This window comes from Chitinophaga costaii (genome assembly GCF_900094705.1).
GTDB lineage: Bacteria > Bacteroidota > Bacteroidia > Chitinophagales > Chitinophagaceae > Chitinophaga > Chitinophaga costaii.
In genome coordinates this window covers 103,730-127,349 of sequence record NZ_FMAR01000013.1, presented here as the reverse complement: position 1 = coordinate 127,349, position 23,620 = coordinate 103,730, and the positions used below count along the sequence as shown (strand labels likewise).

Annotated in this window: 28 protein-coding genes; 11 read left to right on the top strand and 17 right to left on the bottom strand. The window is 47.5% G+C overall.

Going from position 1 to position 23,620, the window contains the following annotated elements:
* Nucleotides 1-56: 56 nt before the first annotated feature.
* The 6 genes from GA0116948_RS16485 to pdhA all read right to left on the bottom strand — a co-directional run bounded on the left by GA0116948_RS16485 (nucleotide 57) and on the right by pdhA (nucleotide 4,498).
* The gene (locus GA0116948_RS16485) at nucleotides 57-737 is read right to left on the bottom strand and encodes a Sir2 family NAD-dependent protein deacetylase (protein ID WP_089714201.1); all 681 of its coding nucleotides are present in this window, start codon (nucleotides 735-737) and stop codon (nucleotides 57-59) included.
* A 45-nt stretch (nucleotides 738-782) separates the two neighbouring features.
* The gene (locus GA0116948_RS16480) at nucleotides 783-1,199 is read right to left on the bottom strand and encodes an EVE domain-containing protein (protein ID WP_089714240.1); all 417 of its coding nucleotides are present in this window, start codon (nucleotides 1,197-1,199) and stop codon (nucleotides 783-785) included.
* Between the two features lie 19 nt (nucleotides 1,200-1,218).
* Nucleotides 1,219-1,938, bottom strand: coding sequence for a (Fe-S)-binding protein (locus GA0116948_RS16475; protein WP_089714199.1), 720 nt, complete (start codon nucleotides 1,936-1,938; stop codon nucleotides 1,219-1,221).
* A 39-nt stretch (nucleotides 1,939-1,977) separates the two neighbouring features.
* A complete protein-coding gene (gene ribH / locus GA0116948_RS16470; protein ID WP_089714197.1) occupies nucleotides 1,978-2,475 on the bottom strand; it encodes a 6,7-dimethyl-8-ribityllumazine synthase in 498 nt (165 codons plus the stop codon).
* 235 nt (nucleotides 2,476-2,710) lie between these two features.
* Nucleotides 2,711-3,424 (bottom strand): tetratricopeptide repeat protein, encoded by a 714-nt coding sequence (locus GA0116948_RS16465; protein WP_089714195.1) that lies wholly within the window; start codon nucleotides 3,422-3,424, stop codon nucleotides 2,711-2,713.
* A 129-nt stretch (nucleotides 3,425-3,553) separates the two neighbouring features.
* Entirely contained in the window at nucleotides 3,554-4,498 is a 945-nt protein-coding gene (gene pdhA, locus GA0116948_RS16460; protein ID WP_240619241.1) for a pyruvate dehydrogenase (acetyl-transferring) E1 component subunit alpha, read from the bottom strand.
* A 225-nt stretch (nucleotides 4,499-4,723) separates the two neighbouring features.
* Between pdhA and recF the strand changes: the two genes are divergently transcribed.
* Together recF and GA0116948_RS16450 are read left to right on the top strand one after the other, a co-directional pair.
* Nucleotides 4,724-5,806 carry a DNA replication/repair protein RecF gene (gene recF, locus GA0116948_RS16455; RefSeq protein ID WP_089714238.1) on the top strand — a complete coding sequence of 361 codons (1,083 nt, stop codon included), beginning with the start codon at nucleotides 4,724-4,726 and terminating at the stop codon, nucleotides 5,804-5,806.
* 55 nt (nucleotides 5,807-5,861) lie between these two features.
* The gene (locus GA0116948_RS16450; RefSeq protein ID WP_089714236.1) at nucleotides 5,862-6,149 is read left to right on the top strand and encodes a DUF721 domain-containing protein; all 288 of its coding nucleotides are present in this window, start codon (nucleotides 5,862-5,864) and stop codon (nucleotides 6,147-6,149) included.
* 69 nt (nucleotides 6,150-6,218) lie between these two features.
* Here the strand turns inward: GA0116948_RS16450 and GA0116948_RS16445 are convergent, their stop codons facing one another.
* The 7 genes from GA0116948_RS16445 to GA0116948_RS16415 form a co-directional block, all read right to left on the bottom strand.
* Entirely contained in the window at nucleotides 6,219-6,830 is a 612-nt protein-coding gene (locus GA0116948_RS16445; protein ID WP_089714191.1) for a DUF4252 domain-containing protein, read from the bottom strand.
* 51 nt (nucleotides 6,831-6,881) lie between these two features.
* Entirely contained in the window at nucleotides 6,882-7,418 is a 537-nt protein-coding gene (locus tag GA0116948_RS16440) for a DUF4252 domain-containing protein (protein WP_089714190.1), read from the bottom strand.
* A 51-nt stretch (nucleotides 7,419-7,469) separates the two neighbouring features.
* Entirely contained in the window at nucleotides 7,470-7,982 is a 513-nt protein-coding gene (locus GA0116948_RS16435; RefSeq protein ID WP_089714188.1) for a hypothetical protein, read from the bottom strand.
* Nucleotides 7,969-8,487: an RNA polymerase sigma factor gene (locus tag GA0116948_RS16430; RefSeq protein ID WP_089714186.1), complete on the bottom strand. Its 519-nt coding sequence runs from the start codon at nucleotides 8,485-8,487 to the stop codon at nucleotides 7,969-7,971. The genes GA0116948_RS16435 and GA0116948_RS16430 overlap by 14 nt, the downstream gene beginning before the upstream one ends.
* Nucleotides 8,488-8,838: 351 nt before the next feature.
* Nucleotides 8,839-9,891 (bottom strand): ABC transporter permease, encoded by a 1,053-nt coding sequence (locus GA0116948_RS16425; protein WP_089714184.1) that lies wholly within the window; start codon nucleotides 9,889-9,891, stop codon nucleotides 8,839-8,841.
* A gap of 6 nt (nucleotides 9,892-9,897) precedes the next feature.
* Complete coding sequence (locus GA0116948_RS16420) at nucleotides 9,898-10,998, bottom strand: BT_3928 family protein (protein WP_089714182.1); 1,101 nt, start codon at nucleotides 10,996-10,998, stop codon at nucleotides 9,898-9,900.
* 53 nt (nucleotides 10,999-11,051) lie between these two features.
* The gene (locus GA0116948_RS16415; protein ID WP_089714180.1) at nucleotides 11,052-11,597 is read right to left on the bottom strand and encodes a DUF1599 domain-containing protein; all 546 of its coding nucleotides are present in this window, start codon (nucleotides 11,595-11,597) and stop codon (nucleotides 11,052-11,054) included.
* 73 nt (nucleotides 11,598-11,670) lie between these two features.
* Here GA0116948_RS16415 and folP point away from each other — a divergent pair, with 73 nt between their 5' ends.
* The 3 genes from folP (at nucleotide 11,671) to GA0116948_RS16400 (ending at nucleotide 15,239) form a co-directional block, all read left to right on the top strand.
* Entirely contained in the window at nucleotides 11,671-12,579 is a 909-nt protein-coding gene (gene folP, locus GA0116948_RS16410) for a dihydropteroate synthase (RefSeq protein WP_240619242.1), read from the top strand.
* Between the two features lie 68 nt (nucleotides 12,580-12,647).
* Nucleotides 12,648-14,399: an ABC transporter ATP-binding protein gene (locus GA0116948_RS16405; RefSeq protein WP_089714178.1), complete on the top strand. Its 1,752-nt coding sequence runs from the start codon at nucleotides 12,648-12,650 to the stop codon at nucleotides 14,397-14,399.
* Between the two features lie 27 nt (nucleotides 14,400-14,426).
* On the top strand, nucleotides 14,427-15,239 hold the full coding sequence (locus GA0116948_RS16400; RefSeq protein WP_089714176.1) for a diadenylate cyclase: 813 nt from the start codon (nucleotides 14,427-14,429) through the stop codon (nucleotides 15,237-15,239).
* A 71-nt stretch (nucleotides 15,240-15,310) separates the two neighbouring features.
* On the opposite strand, the gene GA0116948_RS16395 is transcribed toward GA0116948_RS16400, so the two are convergent.
* Nucleotides 15,311-16,198: an FKBP-type peptidyl-prolyl cis-trans isomerase gene (locus tag GA0116948_RS16395; protein ID WP_089714174.1), complete on the bottom strand. Its 888-nt coding sequence runs from the start codon at nucleotides 16,196-16,198 to the stop codon at nucleotides 15,311-15,313.
* Nucleotides 16,199-16,230: 32 nt separating this feature from the next.
* On the bottom strand, nucleotides 16,231-17,235 hold the full coding sequence (locus GA0116948_RS16390; protein WP_089714172.1) for a DHH family phosphoesterase: 1,005 nt from the start codon (nucleotides 17,233-17,235) through the stop codon (nucleotides 16,231-16,233).
* A gap of 214 nt (nucleotides 17,236-17,449) precedes the next feature.
* Between GA0116948_RS16390 and GA0116948_RS16380 the strand changes: the two genes are divergently transcribed.
* Complete coding sequence (locus tag GA0116948_RS16380) at nucleotides 17,450-17,866, top strand: nucleoside-diphosphate kinase (RefSeq protein ID WP_089714168.1); 417 nt, start codon at nucleotides 17,450-17,452, stop codon at nucleotides 17,864-17,866.
* A 99-nt stretch (nucleotides 17,867-17,965) separates the two neighbouring features.
* Nucleotides 17,966-18,862 carry a site-specific tyrosine recombinase XerD gene (xerD, locus tag GA0116948_RS16375; RefSeq protein WP_089714166.1) on the top strand — a complete coding sequence of 299 codons (897 nt, stop codon included), beginning with the start codon at nucleotides 17,966-17,968 and terminating at the stop codon, nucleotides 18,860-18,862.
* A 160-nt stretch (nucleotides 18,863-19,022) separates the two neighbouring features.
* Here the strand turns inward: xerD and GA0116948_RS16370 are convergent, their stop codons facing one another.
* Complete coding sequence (locus GA0116948_RS16370; RefSeq protein ID WP_089714164.1) at nucleotides 19,023-19,901, bottom strand: hypothetical protein; 879 nt, start codon at nucleotides 19,899-19,901, stop codon at nucleotides 19,023-19,025.
* A gap of 397 nt (nucleotides 19,902-20,298) precedes the next feature.
* Here GA0116948_RS16370 and GA0116948_RS16365 point away from each other — a divergent pair, with 397 nt between their 5' ends.
* The 4 genes from GA0116948_RS16365 (at nucleotide 20,299) to GA0116948_RS16350 (ending at nucleotide 22,887) form a co-directional block, all read left to right on the top strand.
* Nucleotides 20,299-20,715 carry a hypothetical protein gene (locus GA0116948_RS16365; RefSeq protein ID WP_089714162.1) on the top strand — a complete coding sequence of 139 codons (417 nt, stop codon included), beginning with the start codon at nucleotides 20,299-20,301 and terminating at the stop codon, nucleotides 20,713-20,715.
* Nucleotides 20,716-20,788: 73 nt separating this feature from the next.
* Nucleotides 20,789-21,427 (top strand): hypothetical protein, encoded by a 639-nt coding sequence (locus GA0116948_RS16360; protein ID WP_123891850.1) that lies wholly within the window; start codon nucleotides 20,789-20,791, stop codon nucleotides 21,425-21,427.
* Nucleotides 21,414-22,214, top strand: coding sequence for a sensor histidine kinase (locus GA0116948_RS16355; RefSeq protein ID WP_089714159.1), 801 nt, complete (start codon nucleotides 21,414-21,416; stop codon nucleotides 22,212-22,214). The genes GA0116948_RS16360 and GA0116948_RS16355 overlap by 14 nt, the downstream gene beginning before the upstream one ends.
* Before the next feature lie 13 nt (nucleotides 22,215-22,227).
* A complete protein-coding gene (locus tag GA0116948_RS16350; RefSeq protein ID WP_089714158.1) occupies nucleotides 22,228-22,887 on the top strand; it encodes a response regulator transcription factor in 660 nt (219 codons plus the stop codon).
* A gap of 140 nt (nucleotides 22,888-23,027) precedes the next feature.
* Here GA0116948_RS16350 and GA0116948_RS16345 read toward each other — a convergent pair whose 3' ends face one another.
* The gene (locus tag GA0116948_RS16345; RefSeq protein ID WP_089714156.1) at nucleotides 23,028-23,546 is read right to left on the bottom strand and encodes a hypothetical protein; all 519 of its coding nucleotides are present in this window, start codon (nucleotides 23,544-23,546) and stop codon (nucleotides 23,028-23,030) included.
* Between the last annotated feature and the right edge of the window lie 74 nt (nucleotides 23,547-23,620).

Below are 23,620 nucleotides of genomic sequence, written 5' to 3'. Positions count from 1 at the left end.
CATTTTAAGCAGCCGCTTTCTGAGAGAAGGCGGCTTTTTTTTGTGCAAGCCAAGCATTACATCAATTCTTTGATCAACTGCTGCACGCCCAAAGTAGCCGGTAGTGCAATGGTTTTGATCTGGTGAAAACCAGTTATCGCAGAAATGTTTTTGTCGATAAGGTATTTGGGAATGTTGCCGCGCGTTACATCCAGCAGGCCCGCCGCAGGGTATACGGCCAGGGAAGTACCGATAATCACGAAGATATCTGCCTGCATCACTTCTTCCACGGCCTTTTCTATGAGTGGCACTTCTTCGCCAAACCATACGATGAAAGGACGCAGCTGCCCACCATCTGCCGCCAGGTTGCCCAGGTGGATGTCTGCCACATAGGGATAGGTTTGGTGTTCATTGCGCACGCTGCGGGTTTTGGTAATTTCCCCGTGCAGGTGCAGCACGTTGGAGGAGCCGCCCCGCTCATGGAGATCGTCTATATTTTGGGTAATGATGCGCACATCATATTTTTCTTCCAGCTTGGCCAGCCCGGTATGGGCGGCATTGGGCAAGGCTTTCCGTACATCATGACGGCGCGCGTTGTAAAAGTCCAGTACCTGTTGCGGGTTTTTGTTCCATCCTTCCTGCGAGGCTACTTCGTACACATCGTACCCTTCCCAAAGTCCGTCCATATCCCGAAAGGTGCGCAAGCCACTTTCTGCACTGATGCCGGCTCCGGTGAGTACTACCAGTTTTAATTTCATAATAAATGTATAGGCTATATTAATAAAGGGCTAAGGGTGTTATTATTAGGGCGTCTGCATATCTCCCATTTCCATTACTACCGCCCACTCCTGGGGGGTAACGGGTACTACAGAAATACGGCCACGGCGCACCAGGGCCATATTTTCCAGGCGTTTCTCTGCTTTTATCTGGGCGAGGGTTACAAACTTTTTGAATGGCTTTACCGGCTTCAGGTCTACCACTACCCAGTTAGGATCGGGCGTGGTGGGGTCTTGGTAGGCTGTTTTCACCACTTCGGCTATGCCTACAATCTCTTTGCCCTCATTGCTATGATACCAGAAAAGCAAGTCGCCTTTCTGCATGGCGCGGAGGTTGTTACGGGCTTCATAATTGCGTACGCCGTCCCAAAATGTCTTTTTATCTTTTACAAATTGTTCCCAGGAATATTTAAATGGTTCTGATTTTACCAGCCAGTAGTTCATTGTTTGCTGCTTAATTAGGTTACCATCCACTTGCCAGTACGTCGGCAATGTGCATGATCTTAATATTGTTGCCATGCTTGCGGATGTAACCATCCAGGTGCATGAGGCAGGACAGGTCTGTAGAGATGAGGTAATCGGCTCCGCTATTTACTGCATTATGTACTTTTTGCTCGCCCATGCCAATGGAGATGGGTTCAAACTTCACGGCAAACGTTCCTCCAAAGCCACAGCAGGTTTCGCAATCGGTCATTTCGTGCAGTTCCAGCCCTTTCACCTTTTCCAGCAGTTTGCGGGGGCCTTCCTTAATACCGCATTCGCGCAGCGCGCCGCAGGCATCGTGGTAGGTGCCTACGCCATTGAGCGTAGCACCCAGGTCTGTAACGCCTAAAATATCTACCAGGAATTCGGTGAATTCATATAAATTTTTACGCAGTTGTTTCACCTCGTTGTGGGTAGCAGAGTTGTCGAACAACTTGCCGTAAAAGTTGCGTACGAAGCCGGTGCAAGAGCCACTGGGGGCTACTATATAATCATAAGGGGTAAAGTCTTTTACAAACTTAGTGGCCACAGAGCGGCACTCATCCTGGTAGCCTGCGTTAAAAGCGGGCTGGCCGCAGCAGGTCTGTTCGGTATTGTAACTGACGGTACACCCCAGCTTTTCCAACACCTTTACCATATTGAATGCGGTTTCCGGAAACAACTGGTCTACAAAGCATGGAATAAAAAGCTGGACGTTCATCTGAGAAAAATATTAATGTGGATGATAAATAACCATTGCCTATTTGGCAAGCTTACGCAAAAAAGACACCATCTTTAAAGCGGTGAGGGCGGCTTCTTCTCCTTTATGACCATGGATGCCGCCAATACGCTCATCGGCCTGCTGCTGATTGTCGACCGTAAGTACCCCGAAGATAACGGGAATGGGTAGTTGCAGGTTTAATTGCAGAATCCCGTCTGTTACGGCCTGGCATACGTATTCGAAGTGAGGCGTACCGCCCCGGATCACGCAACCAAAGGCAATGATAGCGCTGGGCTGCTTGCCGGTGCCCTTGGTGCTTTCCCAGTATTGCTTTACCGCAAATGGCAGTTCAAAAGCGCCGGGTACTACTACCTTGCACAATTTAGTGACTTTATTTTCGCGGAGCGTCCTTTCGCATCCTGCTACCAGTTCGTTGGTCACGGCGTCGTTCCATTCGGTAGATACCATCACAACACTGGCATCCTCCAGGTTGAGAATGCCAGTATGCTTTAATAAGCTTTGATTATTTGTGGACATTGATATCTTATTTCTGATGTAATCGCAATTGCAGTTTCAAATGTACAATTTACAGACTTCAAATAAACAGTAAAAAACAATTCCCTGCTGCTATTAATTTCTCTTATACCGGTTGCGGATAAACCTACAGATCAGCCCCCATGCGGCTGGCCTAAAAGCACAATTTCCAAAAAACATCCGGCACCTGCTGGTAATGTTCTTTGGAAATTGTATGGATGGAAACGATAGGTTCCGTTTATTCTTTTACTTCGCCAATGCGGGCCAGGTATTTATCCATTTCGCGGCCTTCGTTGGTTTGTGGGTATTTACTTTTGATTTCTTTGTACAATTCAATGGCGTCCTGGTTTTTGCCAGCTTTTTCTAGCGCCAGGCCAGCGCGGAGCAGGTAGATAGGAGATGTAAGGGCGTTGTCGCTGCTGTGGGCTGCTTTTTTGTAAGCCGCAATAGCGTCATCTACTTTATTCAGTTCCATGTATGCATCGCCGGTAATGCCCAGGGCAAGGGGTTGCAGTACATCGTCGTTGGCAGAAAAGTCTTTCAGTTGGTTGATACCATTCTGGTAATCACCAAGGCGAATGTAGGAAACGCCGGCACCGTAGTGTGCCAGGTTGCCGGCTTTGGTACCATCGTATTTTTCAATGACTTGGAGGAAACCATAGTTATTACCGTCGCCATTAAGTGCCAGTTTAAAAGAATCTTTGGCGAAGTATTCCTGCGCGTGGAAGATCATAGCCTGGGCCTTCTGTTCTTTAGGTTTGGATACAAAATTGCCATAGGCAAAATATCCTCCTACCAGGATCACTACTGCTGCAATAGCGCCCAGGATCACGTTTTGGTTTTTCTTGTAAAAATCCTCTGCACGATCCATGGATTCCTGTAAATCAAATTCACTTTTTGCAGGTTTGGTGGTATCGTGGGATGGATTGGCTTTATTCGTAACTTCTGCCATTGGGTGTTTTGTAAATGTGTTGAGTTAATGCTAAAAAACGGTACGCCCTAAAGCAGCACCGCTGTACAAATATAAAAAAGGTTAACCGCTTATCCGCAGAACGGGGCCGTTAACCTTTAAAAGTTTTATTTAGTCCACAATAAAAGGATAGTCCTGCTGGGTATAAACGTCTTTCAGCAGTTCATCATCAGAAGGCCAGGGAGACTCTTCGGCAAACTGCACACAGTCTTCAATGGTTTTCTTCACTTTCTCGTTGATGGCTTCGATTTCTGCTTCTGAAGCCCATTTCTTGGAAAGAATGGTTTTCAGGGTAGCGTTGATCGGGTCCTTTTCTTTATAATCTTCCACTTCTTCTTTGGTGCGGTACTTTGCAGGATCGCTCATGGAATGCCCTTTGTAGCGGTAGGTTTTAATTTCCAACAAGGTAGGGCCTTCGCCGGCGCGGGCGCGGGCTACTGCTTTAGATACGCCTTCGTGAACGGCTTCCGGGCTCATGCCGTCGATATCATCGGCAGGCATTTCGTAAGCAGCACCAAATTTATAGATGTCCAATACGTTGGAAGTACGTTCTACAGAAGTACCCATGGCGTAATGGTTGTTCTCACAAATGAAGATTACAGGCAGTTTCCACAGCATGGCCATATTAAAGGTTTCATGCAAAATACCTTGACGGGCGGCTCCATCGCCAAAGAAAGCCAGCACTACATTGCCAGTTTCCAGGTACTTTTCGGCAAATGCCAGGCCGGCACCGGTGCCAATCTGAGCACCTACGATACCATGCCCACCAAAAAAACCTTTTTCCTTGGAGAAGAAGTGCATACTGCCTCCTTTACCCTTTGAACAGCCGGTGGCCTTACCAAACAGTTCCGCCATACACTCGTTGGGCGTCATGCCTTTGGCAATGGCCAGTGCGTGGTCGCGGTAGGCAGTGATAAATTTATCGCCTGGTTTGGTAGCAGATACGCAACCGGCGGAGATGGCTTCCTGGCCGATATAGAGATGGCAAAAACCACGGATCTTCTGCATTCCGTACAACTGACCGGCCTTTTCTTCAAAGCGTCTCTGCAAAAGCATGGACTCATACCAGTTAAGATATGTTTCTTTGGTGAACTTCGTCTTTCCTTCTGTTTTAGTTTGCACGCTTTCTAAATTTGTCCGCAAATATAACAGGAAAATACTAAAAACTAAATTTTATGGTGGGGCTGGCAAGCGTGGCCGCTCATGGCGGCTTTTGGCGTATATTTGCCGGTCCCGGGCCGGGGATGGTCCGGCGCAAAAACTTTTCAAGGGGCCCAATTCATGCTCTCGCTACAGTCTATTACGCTGGTACAATTTAAGAATTACGTGCAGCAGCACTTCCGCTTCGACCGGAGGGTGGTAGGCATTACCGGTCCCAACGGCTCGGGGAAGACCAACCTGCTGGACGCCATTTATTATGTGTGCTTCACCAAAAGCTACTTTACCAATAGCGAAAGCCAGAATACCCATTACCACACCAACGGTTTCCGCCTGGAAGCCTGTTTCGATAAAAACCAGGCGGCAGCGAAAGTTATTTGCACCTTCAAAGATGGTCGCAAAGAAATTAGTCTGAATGACGATACTTACGACCGGTTTTCCCGGCACATTGGTCAGCTACCTGCTGTAATGATTGCCCCGGACGATGCCGAGATTATCCTGGGCGGCAGCGAGGAACGCCGCAAATGGTTGGATGGCCTATTATCTCAACTATTCCCTGGTTACCTGGATCACTTGATGGCCTACCAGAAAGTATTGCAGCAGCGAAACAGCCTGCTTAAATCGCTGCCCAACCAGCCGCAATCTCAGGACGCTTTATTGGATATCTTCGATGCACAGTTGGTACAGCATGGAGAGCCGGTATTTGCCCTGCGCAATGCTTTCCTGCCGGATTTCATTGCCCAGGTGCAGGCCCGTTACGATTACCTGGCTGGCCGGCACGAGGTGGTAAACATCCGCTACCAATGCAGCCTGCATGACCAATCGCTGGGCGGTATACTGGCGGCTAACCGTAACCGGGACAAATTATTGCAACGCACCTCTGAAGGCATACATCGCGACGACCTGCTGTTTCTGCTAGACGAACACGCCATGAAAAGCAGCGCATCCCAAGGCCAGCGCAAGAGTTTTTTGTTTGCCCTGAAACTGGCCCAATATGAAGTAATGAAACAGCAAAAGCAATATCCTCCCCTCCTGCTGCTGGACGATGTGTTTGAAAAGCTGGACCAGGAACGCGTGATGCGGCTCATTGCCCTGGTAAGCTCCCCCGGGTACGGGCAGGTGTTCATTACCGATACCCACGCCGCGCGGCTGCAGGCAGCGTTTGCAGGAAACCCTGAATTGTTACAGCTAATAGCAATGACCTGATTTTTTTTCATCACCGGCAGCAATAAGCTGCGATCAAATGCCTTACATTTGCCACATGGCATACGGTTCTATCAGCATAGGCGACGCACTCCGGGATTATATCAACAAAAGCCGCATGAAACCACGGCTTACCGAGGTACGCATCCAGCAAAACTGGGAACAACTCATGGGAAAAACCATTGCCCGCTATACCCAACAAATACAGCTCATTGATGGTAAACTCATCATCACTTCCAACGTAGCCCCCCTGAAACAAGAGCTGAATTATTCCAAAGACAAAATTATACAACTGGTGAATGAAATGCTGGGTGAAGTGGCGGTGTATGAAGTTATCATCAAGTAGTTTTTATCCAGCAAAAAAATGCCCGGTTATCTTGCGACAACCGGGCGTTCGTGTTTCGTAATTTCTTTTTTATTTATCCTTCGCTATGCTACCGGCAGTAAAGGTAGTTGCTGCTGGCAGGGCACTGGAGTCCTGGGTCCTCTTTTCTGCGATATGTTTTTTGTGCAGGTCTGTGAGGGCGTAGTGGTTTACCACATCAGATACGTCTTTCAGTGTGAGGCGGGTGCGCAGGCTTATGAATACAATATCTTTATCATCTTTTACCAAGAGCACCACATTGCCCAGGTTTTCTGCGCGGCCATTGCTCATTACATGTACGATAGAGCCGTCGGACCTAATATCGGTAAGACTCTCATAATGCTCGGCTTCCAGGCGGGATTTAAGGCGCTCCATGGAGCCGTTGCTCACATTGGCATTCGAATCTACTGTGATGGTATATAATTTCACATGACGCAGTTTACGGAGCAGGTGTTTTGCCATGCGGGTATCTTCATCCTTTGCCGGAATAATCCAGCTAGCCAATGTTAATAGGGGGCGACCTACGCCAAAAGTGTGAATCTCGGCTTGTCCACGGTATTCCTGGCAAAAGGCGCGGAGACTTTTTTTCTGTGCTATTGCCGGCAGCACGGCGAGCAGGCCCAGGATCACAGCTATGCTGCAGTAGAGAAGTGTACGTTTCATATGAAAACGATTGAAAGAATGCTCCCACAATGGCGGGAGTATTCACGGTCATTAATGTGCTTTTTTGTTTACCTGTTTCAGGTCTTCCATGCCGGTGATGTTCATACCATTGGCAATTTTGGAGATCTGGTTCAGGTCTATGTCGCCCACGATGCTGATGGCTACAAAGGTATCATCGCCTCCCACCAGCATAATGAGTTCTTCGATATTGCCTTTTGCATTTTCCTTGGTCAAAAACTTCACATCATTGCCTTTGCTGCGTACCGTCATCAGCTCTTCATAGGAGTTGGTCAGGTAAGCGGCGGCTTCTTTATACAGCTTAGCCCCGTCTTTGGTATCTTCTTTGGCCAGGATGCGCATGGAGCGGAGCTTCTGGGCAATTTGCAACACTTGTTTGGCATCAGGATCATTAGCATCCAGTTTACTGAACATGCTGAACATTTTCGGGGAAATGCTCACCAGGGTAAAGCTTTCGTCGTTTGAATATTTTTGAAAGAATTTATCGATTACGCTGCCTCCGCTTTGTTGAGCGAAGGTGGTTTGCATGGCGAATAGTGCCAGCATGGCCACCAAGAATAACTTTTTCATGATGAATACATTTAAAAATTCCAGATTATGGAGGTAATAGAATGGCGCGATTTAATTTTCTTTTACCTTGTCGGTGGCTTCATTAAAGTAATTGAGCTTCACCATTTCCTGCTTGCCTTTATTTAGGTTACGGGCCAGCAGTTGCAAGGCTTTTTGTGTTTCAGCGAAAGCCTCTTTAGGATCGTTGAACGTGTCCTGGCGGAAGGAAAGTTCCGGATGCTGCGGAGGGCGATCGGCTTCGATGTGCTGCTGAATGCCGTAGCCAATACCCAGCGCAATGGCCAGCATGGCGGCATACTGCATCCAGTTGCGCAGAAAGCCTATTTTAATCACGGGTGTAGTGGCCGGTGTTTCGAAGGCGGTTTGCAGCGCCTCAAAGCCAGGCAAATTGGTGGTGGGAGTAGCTATTTCAAAGTAATGAAACAAAGGCGCAGCTTCCTGCAAGTCTTTCGGTAAGTCTGCCGGGGCAGCATTATAAAATTGCTTTAACTGCGCTTCCTCTTCCAGCGACGTCTCGCCTTCCCAATACTTGTCTAATAGTGATCTGATGTTACTGTAGTCCATATGCATACACATTTTTAAGTTGTTCCCGCACCTTTTGGCGCGCGCGGTGCAGGTTCACTTTTACTTCATTTATGGTAATGTCTAACATGTCGGCGATTTCCTGGTAAGAAAATCCGTCCATGTCCCGCAGTTGTATCACCAATCTGAATTTCTCTGGCAGGGCATGGATGGCAGCATGTACACGCTTCATCATGTCCTGCTGCTCGGTGGCAACATGCGGATTTTGGGTATCCACAGCGGGCAGTTCCAAGGCCTTTTCCAGGTCGTCTGCTACGCGATACTTTCTAGCTTTAATTTTATCCAGGGACAGGTTGCGCGTAATGCGCATACACCAGGCCTCCACATTTTCCAATTCGTTCATTTTCCCCTGCTGACGCCACACCTTCATCAACGCATCCTGTGTAATATCCTTAGCATCATCCTCATTACCCAGCAGCCTGAACGCAAAGCGAAAAAGCTTTTGCTGAACGGGCATTACCTGCGTAAGAAATATTTCTAAAGACATACTGAATATCAATTGCGTTTTATTGTTCCTCCCTCCGATAACCCCACCATTTCAGCAGCGTTACATAAAGAAGACGACTGTAAAATCCCTTTGTTACAAAAAAACTTACTTAATTATGAATTATGAATTATGAATTATGAATTATGAATTATGAATTATAAATTATTTTTAATACGTTTTTCTTAATTTATTAAGATAGAGGTGACCAGATAGATAGGGGGAAAAGAAATATTAAAATACATTTTAATATGTAATGAACTAGTGAAACGAAAAAATTTTCAATATAAAACACCCCAAATATCAATATACTAGAGAAGCATATCACTCCCCAAATAATTCATAATTCATAATTCATAATTCATAATTAACTCTAGGGTCTATGACGTGGTAGAGGTAGTCGGCGAGGAGGTTGATGAGGATGAAGAGGGCGGCAGTGAAGAGGACGGCGCCCATGACTACGGGGAAGTCGAATTTACTGAGGGCGTCTACGGTGATTTTGCCGATACCTTTCCAGCCGAAGATGTATTCTACGAAGAAGGCGCCTGCCAGCAGTTCGGCCAGCCAGCCGGTAATGGCAGTGATAACGGGGTTCAAGGCATTGGGCAGGGCGTGTTGGAAGATAACACGGCGGGGAGGCAGTCCTTTGGCGTAGGCAGTGCGGATGTAGTCCTGCCCCAGCACGTCCAGCATGGCGCTGCGGGTAAGTTGGGTGATAATGGCCAGGGGGCGTATGCCCAGGGTGAGTGCGGGCAACACCAGGTTGCGCAGGTTCAGGATACGGCCTTCAAAGGGATCTACATCGTAGAGGCTACCAGTCATGTGCAGGCCGGTATATCCACTAAAAACAAAACCCAGCACATAAGCCAGCACGATACCTGCGAAAAAAGAAGGCATGGAAATACCCGCTACACTGGCGAAAATGGCGCTGGAGTCCATCCAGGTATTTTTTTTCACGGCTGATAATATGCCCAGTGTTATACCGGTAATAGTGGCAAACAGCATCGCGCAAAGAGCCAGCACCAGGGTTCCCGGCATGGCTTCGGTAAGTATTTCCCATACCGCTTTTTTGCCCTGGTAAGAGCGGCGCAGATAGGGTGTTTTCAACACTACAGCCCTACCCTGCCCCAGCGGGATGAGGGGCAGCACTTTTACATCCGGATCGGCAGTTGCGGGATTAAAATAAGCCAGTGGGGAAAGATCGTTCAGGTACCAGGCAAATTGTACCGGGAGGGGTTTATCCAGGTGCAGCTCTCTGCGCACGTTTTCCAGCGACGCCACATCTGCCCGCTGGCCCAGGGTAAGCCGGGCAGGATCGCCCGGCAATACATTGAACAGCAGGAAAACCAGCACCACTACACCTAGCAGCACTAGCAGGCCGTATAATAATTTGCGCAGCAGGAACATACGTCCTTAGTTTTTAAACGACGGAAAATCCCGGTAAGCCCATTTGGCTTTGATAGTACCCTTGTCCAGCAGGATGAGGGTGGGATTATTACGGGCAGCGGTTTTGATAGCGGTGGCGTCCATGGTGAGGAAGGGAAACAGCAGCCCATGTTTGGCGGTAAACGTATCGACCGCTTCTCTCGGGGAGGCGGAAACGCCCACCAGTTGAATGGTGCCGGCTTGCAATTTTTGTTGCAGGGCATGTATACTTTCGTCCCATTCCTCCCCGGCCTCCGATACATCCTGTACCATGAGCAGGTAGGTAGGTTTGGTTTCCGATAGCAGCTCCTGGGTATGATCTCCCCCGTCGAAGTCTTTCAGGGAGAAATCCTTAATGGCAGGAATGGCATTGCCTTCCTTTACCAGTTTATCGCGGCGGTCTACATACTTCCAGGTACTATCCTGCCAGGGATAATTATCGGCGCTAAATTCTTTGCGTTCGCCGGCTTTTTCGTAGATCAGCACTGTTTCATACACATCGGGCTGGGCACCAGGCGGCAGTTTCATTTTCTCGGAGATATTATTTCCCACTTTATAAGCCAGGCAATCTACGTAAGGCAGGTGCTGCAGGGCGTACAACTGTATGCCGATGGAAAACAGGAAAGCCGCCAGCAGGGAAAGAATAGAACCCATACGGCCCAGCAGTGGTTGCAGGCGGTCGCGGTAAAAATAGATCACCACAATCATCACCAGCAGGGCTACGTCTTTCCAGAAAGTGGCCACCGGCGACAGGGGAATACAATCGCCAAAGCAGCCGCACTCGCGGATTTTGCCAGAAAACAGGGCATAGGCGGTAAGGAAGGTAAAGAAGCTGATGAGCAGCAACAGCAGTGTAGCAAAAAAGCGCATGGCATATCCAAATAACAGGGCCACGCCGCAAAGAATTTCCAACACGTTCATCACCACGGAAAAGTACAGGGAGTAAGGTGAGAGGAACACCAGGTGCAGGGCGTCAAAAAATTCGTCCATTTTATAAGCAAGGCCCAGCGGATCGTTGGCTTTTACCAAGCCAGAAAAAATGAACAGTACCCCGACAATCACACGTAAAATATTCAGCAGTAGTTTCATTGCAGGTAATGGTTAGTTGGTGAAAGTTGAAGCGTTGAATGGTATATATCAGATTACTGTTTTTCTTTGATCAGGATCAGCGCAAACAAAGCATAGTTAACGATGTCCACGAAATTAGCGTCTATGCCTTCAGACACCAGGGTTTTGCCGTCATTGCGCAGTATTTGCTTAATGCGCAGCAATTTAGTAAGAATGAGGTCGGTGAATGATTCCTGGCTCATATCGCGCCAGGCCTCGCCATAGTCGTGGTTCTTAGCCTCCATTACCTCTTGCACAACGTGGGCTTTTGCTTCATAGCGCTGCTGTACTTCGGTCAGGGGCATGTCCTGGTAGGGATTGCTTATGGGCTTATCTAACTGTATGAGGGCTATGATCCCATAATTCACAATAGCTTGGAACTCGCTATCAATGCGGTCTTCCACCTTTTGTACGCCCATTTCCTGGATATTGCGGATGCGTTGTGCCTTGATAAAAAGCTGGTCCACCACCGAAATGGGGCGCAGCACGCGCCAGGAAGTTCCGTAATCAGCGGCTTTCTTAATAAAAATATCTTTACAGGCGTTGAGGGCCTGGGTGTATTGCAGCAGTGTTTGTTCCATATGGGTAAGTCCCCGGCGCTATGCTAACCAGCGACGGCTTTCTATCTTGATTTGTTCAACTTAAAAGCAAGCGGTGAATGCCTACCTTTGTGACGACCAAAAACATATTGCCTTGGCCAATAGCAGTTTCAAAAATACATTATTACGGGATGATTTCACTATCCGCTGCGGGGGAAAATTGCTGGACCTTTCCCAACCCCGGGTGATGGGTATAATTAATGTGACCGAAGATTCCTTTTTTGCAGATAGCCGTAGCCGCGCCCTGGCCGATGTGGTGAGCAAGGCCAGCCGCCACCTGTTGGAAGGTGCCGCCATCCTCGACATTGGCGCGCAAAGTACCCGTCCCGGCGCTACCAAGGTAGGGGCCGATCAGGAAATGGAACGGTTGCTGCCCGCCATCACCGCCATCCTGAAAGCACATCCAGAGGCTATAATTTCCATAGATACTTTTTATGCCAGCGTGGCAGCCTGCTGCGTTAAAGCCGGTGCCGCCATCATCAACGATATCAGTGCCGGCGATTTGGATGAAGCGATGATCCCCACCGTGGGCGCACTGCGTGTACCCTACATAGCCATGCACATGCAGGGTAGCCCCGATACCATGCAGCAGCACCCCCACTACGAAAATGTGGTGCAGGAAGTGCTGGATTATTTCATTCAAAAACTGGCAGTGTGCAAACAGGCCGGCATGGAGGACGTGATCGTAGACCCCGGCTTTGGCTTCGGCAAAACCATTGCCCATAATTACACCCTGCTGCGCCACCTGGCTGCTTTCCGCATCCTGGAAGCCCCGCTACTGGCAGGCGTGTCCAGGAAATCGATGATCTATAAAGTGTTGGGCAATACCGCCTCCGATGCATTGAATGGTACCACCGTGATTCACTCCATGGCACTGGAACGCGGCGCCCGCTTGCTGCGCGTACACGATGTAAAGGCCGCCATGGAAGCAGTTACATTATACCATACCCTTGCTACCGCCTAACATGTTAGAACCATAAAATAGGAAAAGCCTTACCGCCTGCGCGTTACGGGGCACTTAACACCTTCCATATGAGCAACCCATATATCAACTTATTACAAACAGCCTGGAAATATGCGCGCAGGGAGCGGAAGCAGTATGTGCTCACCTATATTCTGTTCATTTTCGCTAATGCCTGCGATGCGGCCAACCCGGTTTTACTTGGTTGGTTCGTGGGAAAGTTGCAGCATGATACGCAGCACATCCTGCGGTATGCGCTGATGTATGTTGGGCTGTATGTGTTCTTTAAATTGCTGCAATGGGCCTTTCACGGTCCGGCGCGCATCATGGAGCGGCGGCTGGCTTTTAACCTGAGCCGCAATTTCTTACAGGAACGCTACCACCAGGTGCTACACCTGCCGGTAAAGTGGCACCAGGATCATCATAGTGGCGCTACGATCAACCGGGTGCGCAAGGCCTACGAATCGTTGCGGCAGTTTTTTGACAGGGGCTTTATGTACCTACATGCCATAGCAAAGTTTTTTTTCAGCGTAGCTGCCATGTTATATTTCTCTCCGCTGTATGGCGGCATAGGCGTGCTGATGGGCGGCTTGGTGATTGTGGTCATTATCCGTTTTGACCGTCCTTTCATTGAGGCCGAAGCGGAAGTGAACGAAAAAGAGCATATAGTTTCGGCCACGTTATTCGATACATTGTCTAACATCATGACGGTTATCACCCTGCGGCTGGAGGAGAGCGTGGAAAAGGGATTGCTGCACCGGGTACATGCCATCCTGCGACCATTTTCCCGCAGTGCGCTGATCAATGAATGGAAATGGTTTACCGCAGATTCACTTATCGCCCTGATTTATTGCGTCATTACCTTCGGCTATATCTTCCAGCACTGGACACCCGGCACCTTGTTCAATGTGGCCGGTCTGGTAACCCTTTTAGGATTTGTAACCAATTTTACCAGCGTATTCCAGGACGTGGCCTGGCAGTATACAGAGATCGTGCAATTTAACACCGCCATTGAAACTGCCTCGGCTATCAGCCACGCCTATACGGAACAGCATCGTGCCGACCAGCCTAGCGACCTGCCGGCCACCTGGCAGCATATCCGCATAGAAGGGTTACAATTTTCTTACCACCTGCCAGCAATGGAACGCCCACAAAGCCTGCAAAACATTCACCTGGACATCCGCAAAGGTACCCGCATAGCCTTTATTGGCGAAAGCGGTAGTGGTAAAAGTACCCTGCTCGCGCTGCTGCGTGGACTTTATTCACCTCAACAAGCACGCATATACGTAGATGGCAAGCCCTACTCGCTGAATACCATTAATGAATCGGTAACCCTGTTTCCGCAGGAGCCGGAGATATTTGAAAACACCATTGCGTACAACATAACTTTGGGTCTTCCTTTTCCAGAAGAAGCGGTGATGGAAGTAAGCCGGCGCGCCCATTTCGCCGAAGTGATACAACAACTGCCACAAGGCCTGCAATCCGACATCCGCGAAAAGGGCGTGAACCTTAGCGGTGGCCAGAAACAAAGACTGGCGCTAGCCCGCGGCATACTGGCGGCCAGGGATAGCCAGCTGGTACTACTGGACGAACCCACCAGCAGCGTAGATCCCAAAACGGAAATGCAGCTCTACGAAGACCTGTTCCTGGCTTTTGCCGATAAAGCAGTAATCTCCTCCCTGCACCGGCTGCACTTGCTGCGCTTGTTCGATTACGTTTACGTGCTGCGCCAGGGCCGTATTGTAGAAGAAGGCAGTTTCGCCCACCTCCGTGCGCATGGTCTTGTTTTCCGGGAATTATGGAAACACCAGGAAAATTTATAACTCATCGCTAAACGTTATTTTTACGGCATGAAGGATGTGATTCACTTTTATGGATTTAATTTTCGCTGGCTCAATGTGTTGGACCTGCTCATCGTGGTATTCCTGGTGATCCAGTTATACCGCCTGCTAAAAGGCAGCCTGGCATTCAATATTTTTTTGGGACTGCTGGTGGTGTACGCAGTATATTTCCTGGTAAGATTCCTGGGAATGCCTATCCTTAGCAACATTCTTCAGAACTTTATCAACGTAGGCATTATCGCCATCATTATTATTTTCCAGCCGGAAATCCGCAAATTTTTGCTGGTGCTGGGCAAGAAAACGCCACTCAGTAAAGACAGCTTTCTGACTAAATTATTCCTGCCCGATAAGTTTAAGAGCTACCGCGAGGAAGAAAATATTATCAACGAAATCGTAATGGCAGCAAGCCATATGGCTTCCCGCAAAACCGGGGCGCTCATCATCATTGCCACCACTTACCGGCTAAAATTTGACAGTGCGTCCAGCACCACTATAGACGGGAATGTATCAGCGCGGCTGATAGAATGTATTTTTGAAAAAAGCAGCCCCCTGCATGATGGTGCACTGATCATAGTGGGCAACCGCATATTGGCTGCTAAGGTAATTTTGCCCGTATCCGACAATCCTGACCTGCCCTCGCGGATAGGGTTGCGGCATCGTTCTGCTGTGGGAATTACAGAGCATAGCGATAACCTGGCTATCGTGGTTTCAGAAGAAAGGGGTACCATTTCCTATGCCGAAGACGGCGAGCTGTCGATGGATGTGTCGCCAGAGGATCTGAAGGTTAAATTGTACACGCTGCTGATAGATGGGTATGCGTGATAAAAGAAAGCATAAAAAGAAAGCCGCACGAGTGAATCGTGCGGCTTTCTTTTTATGGTAAAGCTTATTTCTTATTTCTTTACAGGAGTAGCCGGAGCAGCCGGAGTAGTAGGTGCAGCGGGAGCTTTACCTGCTACCACGTCTACCAATTCTACGGTAAATACCAGTACAGAGTTGCTCGGGATGGCTGGAGGACTGCCTTGCAGACCATAAGCCAGTGAAGACGGGATCACCAGGGTAGCTTTGTCTCCTTTTTTCAGGGTAGACAAACCAGCGTCCCAACCTTTGATCACGAAGCCCTGACCCAGCGGGAACTTAATGGGTTGCACCTTGGAACCTGGGCGCAGCGTGGTATCCAGGCTGGAATCGAATACTTTGCCATTCAGCAATTTGCCGGTGTAGTGTACGTACACGGTATCACCTGCTTTGGGCTGTTCGCCGGTACCGTGTTCGGTAACTGCTACATAAACGCCTTCCGGAGTTTTGGTAGTTTGTAATTTGTTACTAGTGATATATTCCTGGATGGCTTTTTCATCTTTTTCGCGCTGTGCGCTAGCGTTGTAGAGACCTGCTACCGCAAAAGTGATCTTGATTTTATCACCTTTTTTGCCGAAAGGAGGACGCTGAAATTCTGGCAAAGAATCCCAAGGAATAATGAAGGTAGCGCTGTCGCCTACTTTCAGCAAGGCGATGCCTTCCATCAGGTCGTACTTTTCATTGGATTTCTGCACCAGCACCGGTACGGGAGCACCAATAATCTTGCGGGAATCCGCCAGGGTGGAGTCGTTGATGCGCTGTACGATGTTCATCATCGCGGTATCGCCAATTTTCAACTGTGGGCCGCTACCGGATTTATACACGGTATATTCAATACCGCCTGGTGTCTTTTTAACGCTTTTACCGCAGCCTGCAATCATTAAGCCGGCAGCCGCAACAAGCAACAGAGTGTTCTTTTTCATTTGATTATATTAGTATTAACAGGTTTTAATGTTCATCTCAATTTTTCTTCATTCTCTTCCAGTGCCTGGATAAAACGCTCCACTGTTCTTTCCAGCGAATCGGTACTACGACCGCCCGCTGCGTTAAAGTGACCACCTCCGTCAAAATATTTACGACCGAAGGTGTTCACGTCGAAGCCGCCTTTAGAGCGGAAAGAAAGTTTCACTTCCTGATGGCGATCTATAATAAGGGCTGCCATTTTTATACCCTGAATTTGCAGGGGAAAGTTTACCAATCCTTCTGTATCGCCAGTCTGCAGGTCAAATTTCTTCAGGTCTGCATAAGGAATCGCCATCATCACCGTGTTGTATTCGTAGAAAACTTCCATGCGGTATAACAGGCTGTGGCCTAAAAAGCGCAGCCGGTTTTCCAGGAAATTATCATAGATCGCCTGATGAATGGGTTCATGTTTCAATCCCCGGTCCATCAAATCGGCCACCATGCGGTGTACGCGGCTGCTGGTAGAAGCAAAACGGAACGATCCCGTATCGGTTACAGTGCCGGCATACAGACATTGTGCAATGGCGTCATCAATATACTGTTCATCTCCCAGTTTTACAATCATTTCGTAAATAAGCAAGGCAGTAGCACTGGCCGAGGTATCACTTACTCCATAATCGAAGTTGGGTTGTGGCTCCAGGTGATGATCTACCAAGATTTTAATGCATTGCAGTGCTTCCAGATAAGGTGCCAGGTGTTTGGTGCGCGAGATGGTGTTAAAGTCGAGGCAAAACAATAAATCTACCTTTTCTAAAGCCGTCACCGCTTTATCCTGCATGGATTCAAAATCAATCACCTCATCGCAACCTGGCATCCATTTCAGGAAATCCGGGAAATTCGTGGGAGAGATCACCGATACTGTGTGACCCAGCCGCCGCAGGTAGTGAAACAAGGCCAGCGAAGAACCCATCGCGTCGGCGTCGGGCTTCTGATGCATGGTGATGATCACTTTTTTAGGGCTGTCCAGTAAGGGTCTAATATCCTCGATTGGCTTCATTCAGAACTGAAATATTGTTTATTTACAAGCTATGTAATGCCTTCGCTTTTTATGGCAAAGGAAGTGCGAAGTTCTTTATTAAAGCCAGTATTTCAAAATTTTTTATACCATCCGAAATTGTGGTTACATTTGCGGCCGATAACGCTCTATGTGAGCGGATTACCCGAAAACACATAACGATATAGTAATATATAAATCCCGCAATTCAACAACAATGAGCAATAAAACATTTACCATGATTAAGCCGGATGCCGTTCAGAACGGTCATATCGGCGGCATTCTCGACATGATCTGTAAAGCCGGTTTCCGCATCGTGGCATTAAAGCAGACCCGCCTCTCCGCTGAAAAAGCAGGTGAATTTTATGCTGTGCATAAAGAACGCCCTTTTTATGGTGAACTGGTGGAATTTATGAGCAGCGGTCACTTGGTGGCTGCCATCTTGGAAAAAGACAATGCTGTGGAAGACTTCCGCAACCTGATTGGTGCTACCAACCCCGCTAACGCAGCAGAAGGTACCATCCGTAAGAAATATGCCGAATCCATTGGCCATAACGCAGTACATGGTTCCGACTCCGATGAAAACGCACAGATCGAAGGCGATTTCTTTTTCAGCGGACTGGAAAAGTTTTAATCCGTTTTAATAATGATCGTTCAGAGGCTCGCTTCAATAGTGAGCCTCTTTTTTTAGCCCCCTACCCGCTTGCTATCTTGTACATTGTACCTTTGCCTTATGTGGTTGTCTTACCTGAACAGTTTTAAAGCTTACCTGCAACTGGAGCGCTCGCTCTCGGTACATTCTATTGCGGCTTATCTCCATGATGTAGCCTTGTTGGAGCAATACCTGCAAAGTAACGGCCTCGCGCTTTCCCCGCAACAGGTTACCCTTACCCAGTTGCAGGGCTGCATACATTGGATAGCCGGCTTGGGAATGACGGCTCCTTCCCAGGCCCGTATTATTTCAGGCATTAAGTCGTTTTACAAATTCCTTTTACTGGAAAACATCATTACGGAAGATCCTACCCAACTCCTGGAAGCTCCCAAAACAAGGCGCAAACTGCCAGACGTACTCACCTTTACAGAGATTGAGGAGATCATTGCACAAATAGACCTTAGCACTGCAGAAGGCCATCGCAACAAAGCCATCCTGGAAATTATGTACAGTTGTGGCCTACGCGTAAGCGAGGTGGTAAACCTGAAAATATCGCAATTGTATTTTGATGATGGCTTTATCCGGGTGATCGGTAAGGGCGATAAGGAAAGGCTAGTACCCATAGGCCGCCAGGCCATTCAATACGTAAATCTTTACCTGGAGACAGACCGCCGCCAGTTAAATATTAAAAGAGGCCAGGAAGATATTGTGTTCCTGAACCGCCGTGGCAGCGGGCTTACGCGGGTTATGATTTTCCTGGTGATCAAAAAACTGGTGCAGCAGGCAGGTATCAAAAAACAGGTGTCGCCCCATACCTTCCGGCATTCCTTTGCCACCCATCTGGTAGAAGGCGGTGCCAACTTGCGTGCCGTGCAGGAAATGCTGGGCCATGAAAGTATTACCACCACGGAAATCTACACACACCTGGACCGCGAATTCCTCCGCGATACATTATCCCGTTTTCATCCCAGGTTCTGAGTACCCTTGAAAAAAACGGGCGCAAAAAAAAGGTCATCTGCAAAACAGATGAATTTCAAATATAGAATGCCAATTATTTATGAAAGCAAGCAACCAAAACCACGTGACCCAATAAGCTGCCATGCAATAACAGTGCACGTTGCTGGCTGGTCAGTTTATTTTATACCAAGCTGTAATGTTCTACATATTTCCTGCGCAGCCTTACCCGTTGCAACAACTGCCGCCATCCCGAAAACAGCTGTGTACTTTTCAGCACTGTCAAAGGCTTCACATAAATTTCTTGCTTCGTGCAGGTAGCTAAGCCCTGGCACTCCGGCTGCAAGTCCATCGCGCGGTTTTCCGACCAGATGGTGGCCCCCTCCATTGTTAGTACCTTAAAAAATACATGGGGACCTTTCTGCATTGTAGGATTACCTTCGGGTGGTAAACGCCGGCGGGGCGGCTTATAGGCAAACTGCAAGCGAAAGCGACCTTGCTCATTCACAAAAGCTTCTCCCAGCTTTTTACCACTACCTTCCTGAAAGGCCTGTACAATTACCCTGGACACAGGTAGGTGGTTGCGATAGTGACGAACAATGCCTGTAATGGCCCAAACATGAAGCTGGTGGTGAATTTGAGCCCAGCACTCCGATGGCACTATATAAGCGAATGCAGCCATGTATATTTCTTTATGCCGTTTCCAGTCCGGCACAAACATGCCCAAGCTAAAGTGTTGCGGACTGGCCATTGGATTACCTAACCCAGCTATGTTGGTGATGCAGATGTTTAACTCCAGGGGTTCTGTGAAAAGATGGATTTCCTGCCAGGCAACCCGGAAATTACCAGCTGCATCCAGGACCACCTCCGCTAGTAGCCGGTCTGCTTTTTGAGCTACTGCTTCGGCAGATAAAGGAATAGGATCCCGGACAATGCCCAGCCAATCCACCTCATTGTTGATACTAAGTTCAGGCAGGTAAATACGAAGGGTGGCATTGGCTAATGGTGCTATGCCATCATCACAAATCAGGGCAGATAGATTGCCAATTAGCTGATAGCTCATGTTATAAACTTTTTGGGGCCTAATGTTTAAATTGTACAATTAACGGGCTGTTTTTAAGGAGGGCAGCCAACCTGTTTTCAATACGCAGTGCGGGGAAACAAACCATGCAAGTTATACCGGGGTAAAATGGCCAGATAACCAACGTTACAAAGATGCATAACAATGGGCAGCAATAAAAGCGTTGCAGCACCTGAAAAAAGGAAAGCGTACTTCTACGCATTTTTGTAGGAGAAATACGGAATCACCTCCTGCTCAACAGATAACTTAAACAGCTAAAATACAGCATCGCAGCGGGTTTCAAGCCATATAAAATTAAATGCGGCATAACATCCCGTTGACCAGGCGTTTTATCAGTGAATTTTTATGATACTTTTACTTTAAAAACATTATTATTCCTATGAGCTCTACTAGTAACAATCCATTTAAGCCGGATGCCGGTAGCTTTATTAGCCATGCAACCGCACATGATTTAGTAAATAATTATACTAAACAAAATGCATCACAAAAACAAACATTAACACGCGCTTTCTTTTTTGGCGCCGAAAAGGTACAGGAATTGTTAAACATTTCAGGCGCGGTGGGTATCCGCGTATATTATGGTTTGCAGGCTAATCCTGACCTCGCTCAGCCTTACACTAAAAGATTGGTATTAACAGCAGTCGATAAAGAAGGGTACGATATTCATGGAAATCCCATGGATGCCCCAGACCCCAAGGCAGCGGTAGCTAAAACAATCAGTGCTGCCTTCCTGGACGATGGTGTTCCCTGCCCGGATCATTGCCCACCTTCCAAACCGCCTACCACTGTTTTGTAGCGTCCTGATTTATACACCCTCGTTATTTCTTAATTTAATCTTAGTGGCAACTTACAGTATCATTTTTTACATCATGTTGGGGATCGAATGCTTGCTTTTGGTACCCTTCATTTTAAAATTTAAAAAACTGGAAGAAGCAGGAAGATGGGTGTTTGCTTACCTGGTATCCAGCATTGTGTTTGCCAGTGGCACTACGCAGATTAGCATGATATGGGGAAATAACATGTGGTTTTTCGCCCTGATGTACATGGTACAGTTTGTTATCTTATCTGTTTTCTACGCCACCGTTATCAAAAGTAAGATCATGCGCACTGCAATATGGTGGATGATGCTGCCAGTATTTATCATTTTTTTATTAGACTTGTTCCGACTGGAAGGAATTTTACATTATAATTCTATCTTCGCATCTGCCCGTAACTTCGTATTGATTGTATATGGTGTAATATTTTTCCTTCAATTACTGCGCGATGAAACACTTATAAAACAATCCATTTTTATTAATACCCTCCCTGATTTCTGGTTTAACGCCGGCTTCTTTATTTATTTATGCAGTACCATGCTGAAAAACTTGTCTTACAATTATTTTTCTATTCACTCCATTAGCACCACCGGGTATATTCTTTCCCTTTCGTTCGTAGCGGGCATCATCCAATTAATCCTTATTTTTATTGGACTGTTGAAAGTTAAAACAACAACGAATGGATATAGTTGAGATTATTGTGATCGGCACCGCCATTATGCTCATTTTGGGCGTACTGGTCGTGATCCTGGTGATGGCTCAGCAAAAACAAGTTATCCAGCATAAACTAACCCTGCGTGACAAAGACCTGGACCTACAGCAAGAGCGATTGGTAGCAGTACTGCAAGGCCAGGAACAAGAACGTAAGCGCATTGCCGAAGATCTCCACGACGAGGTAGGCGCGCAATTGAGCGTACTGAAACTAAATCTTGGCAGCCTGCAGCAACAGGCAAAAAATGGCCATAACGATGGAGAAAGACTCAAAGAAATCCGCGACTTTGCCGATACCATCATCCAGGAATTACGTTTCATCAGCCAACGCCTGCACCCCCAGTCGCTGGACAATCTGGGGCTGGCCAATGCGCTGGACTCGTTCTGTAGCCTGATGAACAAGAACCGGAAAACTAAAATTCAATTCCAATGCCCGGAAAATACCCAACCGGTAGACCGCACCGTTGCATTGAACATTTATCGCGTGGTACAGGAACTGATTAACAATATCTTGAAACACGCCCAGGCATCGCAGGTAATCATTCATTATCAAACCTGTTCCACGCAACTACTCATAGAAATTACGGACGATGGCAACGGATTGCTGCTTACTTCCCTGGAGGCAGCCCGGCAACAGCCAGGCAGCCTGGGATTAAAAAATATTGAAAGCCGTTTGACAATTATCAACGGAAACATCAACTTTGTACCAGGAACAGCCGGGGGAACCATTGCGCGCATCAGTGTATCAGACTATAACCCCGGCCTGTAAATACGCAGCAGATATGGGCCGATCCATTAAAGTAGCTATCGCAGACGATCACAAAATATTCCGTAGTGGTGTGATCAACACGCTCATTCCCTATAGCAACATTGAAATAGTGCTGGAAGCAGACGATGGGGAACACCTGCTGGAGATTATGCAGAAAAAAGTGCCCGACGTAATTCTCATGGACCTGAAAATGCCCCGCATGGACGGTATACAGGCCACCGTGAAAGTAAGAGAAAAATACCCCGACGTAAAAGTGATTATTCTCACCATGTATGAAGACGACAATTTTATCGTACACATGGTAGAAAATGGCGCCAATGCCTACCTGCTCAAAAATGCAGAGCCGGAAGAGATTTATGAGGCCATCTGCACAACCTATGAGAAGGGTTTTTATTTCAATGAAAACGTGAACCTGGCCCTGCTGAAAAAAGTATTGCACAAGAACAAACAGCATTTCAAGCCCACGCTCAAAAACGATATACAACTCAATGATCGGGAACTGGAGGTGCTGAAACTGATCTGCGCAGAACTAACTACACAGGAAATTTCTGAACAAATCTTCCTTTCCCCACGCACTATAGAAGGCATTCGCCAAAAATTACTGGAAAAACTAAAAGTAAAAAATTCGGTGGGGCTGGTGTTGTATGCATTCCGGAACGGGATCATTGAGTAACATGCCCTCCTTCCATAGAAGGCCTGCATTATGCAGGAGGCAGCAGCATGTTATTTCCTTGCAGATAAGTAGCTCATCTATTTAGTGAACATATCCTCGCAAAAGTTAGCGCTCAAATTTAATAAAAAGGATTAAGTAGCCTATGGCACCTTCACCGGTGCCTGCTGTGCTGGGATTACCACGTCTGCGCTCAGGTTAGGTATTAGCTTACGAATGGTAGCAAAGTCTTTATTACCGGCATCTAAAAATTTCCAGTGTACGCCATTATCTTCTGAAAATCCCAACAACGTGGAGCTGGTCTGGGTATTGCCATTGGGCATTTTTATCAGCAGGTGCTGCACGATAGAAGATTGCAGCTCACTTCCCACCTTTACTATTTTCAGTGGTTGCTCCAGGGTGATCTTTTCAAAACTAATGCCCTTGGCCTTCATGGCTTCGCTACCTTTATCGAGAATGGCCGTCATTTTATCTGCCCCACCCATAAGCTCCAGCACTTTGGGATGGGTGTAAGCAGCAAAAGTTTTATAATCCTTCGTCAGTAAAGCCGTACCCATTTTTGCGGCCTGGGCCTTGAGATTGGCGGCAGCAGCCGGTACCTGGGCGTTTGCAAGGGAAAAGGAAAAGAAGACAAGTGATAAAAATGAAATAATTTTTTTCATGATCTGTTTTAATATGCACAAACTAAAATAGTTTGCCCGTAAATGCAAATGTGGACGGTTATCCGTTTTGCATA

What these genes read in the sequence shown, in the direction of transcription:
- ribH (WP_089714197.1), bottom strand. Translation starts at nt 2,475, where the DNA reads ATGTCCACAAATAATCAAAGCTTATTAAAGCATACTGGCATTCTCAAC.
- GA0116948_RS16370 (WP_089714164.1), bottom strand. Translation starts at nt 19,901, where the DNA reads ATGAGCTATCAGCTAATTGGCAATCTATCTGCCCTGATTTGTGATGAT.
- GA0116948_RS16365 (WP_089714162.1), top strand. Translation starts at nt 20,299, where the DNA reads ATGAGCTCTACTAGTAACAATCCATTTAAGCCGGATGCCGGTAGCTTT.
- GA0116948_RS16465 (WP_089714195.1), bottom strand. Translation starts at nt 3,424, where the DNA reads ATGGCAGAAGTTACGAATAAAGCCAATCCATCCCACGATACCACCAAA.
- GA0116948_RS16485 (WP_089714201.1), bottom strand. Translation starts at nt 737, where the DNA reads ATGAAATTAAAACTGGTAGTACTCACCGGAGCCGGCATCAGTGCAGAA.
- pdhA (WP_240619241.1), bottom strand. Translation starts at nt 4,498, where the DNA reads ATGCTTTTGCAGAGACGCTTTGAAGAAAAGGCCGGTCAGTTGTACGGA.
- GA0116948_RS16420 (WP_089714182.1), bottom strand. Translation starts at nt 10,998, where the DNA reads ATGAAACTACTGCTGAATATTTTACGTGTGATTGTCGGGGTACTGTTC.
- GA0116948_RS16355 (WP_089714159.1), top strand. Translation starts at nt 21,414, where the DNA reads ATGGATATAGTTGAGATTATTGTGATCGGCACCGCCATTATGCTCATT.
- GA0116948_RS16450 (WP_089714236.1), top strand. Translation starts at nt 5,862, where the DNA reads ATGGCATACGGTTCTATCAGCATAGGCGACGCACTCCGGGATTATATC.
- GA0116948_RS16440 (WP_089714190.1), bottom strand. Translation starts at nt 7,418, where the DNA reads ATGAAAAAGTTATTCTTGGTGGCCATGCTGGCACTATTCGCCATGCAA.
- xerD (WP_089714166.1), top strand. Translation starts at nt 17,966, where the DNA reads ATGTGGTTGTCTTACCTGAACAGTTTTAAAGCTTACCTGCAACTGGAG.
- recF (WP_089714238.1), top strand. Translation starts at nt 4,724, where the DNA reads ATGCTCTCGCTACAGTCTATTACGCTGGTACAATTTAAGAATTACGTG.
- GA0116948_RS16445 (WP_089714191.1), bottom strand. Translation starts at nt 6,830, where the DNA reads ATGAAACGTACACTTCTCTACTGCAGCATAGCTGTGATCCTGGGCCTG.
- GA0116948_RS16345 (WP_089714156.1), bottom strand. Translation starts at nt 23,546, where the DNA reads ATGAAAAAAATTATTTCATTTTTATCACTTGTCTTCTTTTCCTTTTCC.
- GA0116948_RS16425 (WP_089714184.1), bottom strand. Translation starts at nt 9,891, where the DNA reads ATGTTCCTGCTGCGCAAATTATTATACGGCCTGCTAGTGCTGCTAGGT.
- GA0116948_RS16350 (WP_089714158.1), top strand. Translation starts at nt 22,228, where the DNA reads ATGGGCCGATCCATTAAAGTAGCTATCGCAGACGATCACAAAATATTC.
- GA0116948_RS16415 (WP_089714180.1), bottom strand. Translation starts at nt 11,597, where the DNA reads ATGGAACAAACACTGCTGCAATACACCCAGGCCCTCAACGCCTGTAAA.
- GA0116948_RS16360 (WP_123891850.1), top strand. Translation starts at nt 20,789, where the DNA reads ATGTTGGGGATCGAATGCTTGCTTTTGGTACCCTTCATTTTAAAATTT.
- GA0116948_RS16400 (WP_089714176.1), top strand. Translation starts at nt 14,427, where the DNA reads ATGAAGGATGTGATTCACTTTTATGGATTTAATTTTCGCTGGCTCAAT.
- GA0116948_RS16395 (WP_089714174.1), bottom strand. Translation starts at nt 16,198, where the DNA reads ATGAAAAAGAACACTCTGTTGCTTGTTGCGGCTGCCGGCTTAATGATT.
- GA0116948_RS16430 (WP_089714186.1), bottom strand. Translation starts at nt 8,487, where the DNA reads ATGTCTTTAGAAATATTTCTTACGCAGGTAATGCCCGTTCAGCAAAAG.
- GA0116948_RS16405 (WP_089714178.1), top strand. Translation starts at nt 12,648, where the DNA reads ATGAGCAACCCATATATCAACTTATTACAAACAGCCTGGAAATATGCG.
- GA0116948_RS16380 (WP_089714168.1), top strand. Translation starts at nt 17,450, where the DNA reads ATGAGCAATAAAACATTTACCATGATTAAGCCGGATGCCGTTCAGAAC.
- GA0116948_RS16435 (WP_089714188.1), bottom strand. Translation starts at nt 7,982, where the DNA reads ATGGACTACAGTAACATCAGATCACTATTAGACAAGTATTGGGAAGGC.
- GA0116948_RS16480 (WP_089714240.1), bottom strand. Translation starts at nt 1,199, where the DNA reads ATGAACTACTGGCTGGTAAAATCAGAACCATTTAAATATTCCTGGGAA.
- GA0116948_RS16390 (WP_089714172.1), bottom strand. Translation starts at nt 17,235, where the DNA reads ATGAAGCCAATCGAGGATATTAGACCCTTACTGGACAGCCCTAAAAAA.
- GA0116948_RS16475 (WP_089714199.1), bottom strand. Translation starts at nt 1,938, where the DNA reads ATGAACGTCCAGCTTTTTATTCCATGCTTTGTAGACCAGTTGTTTCCG.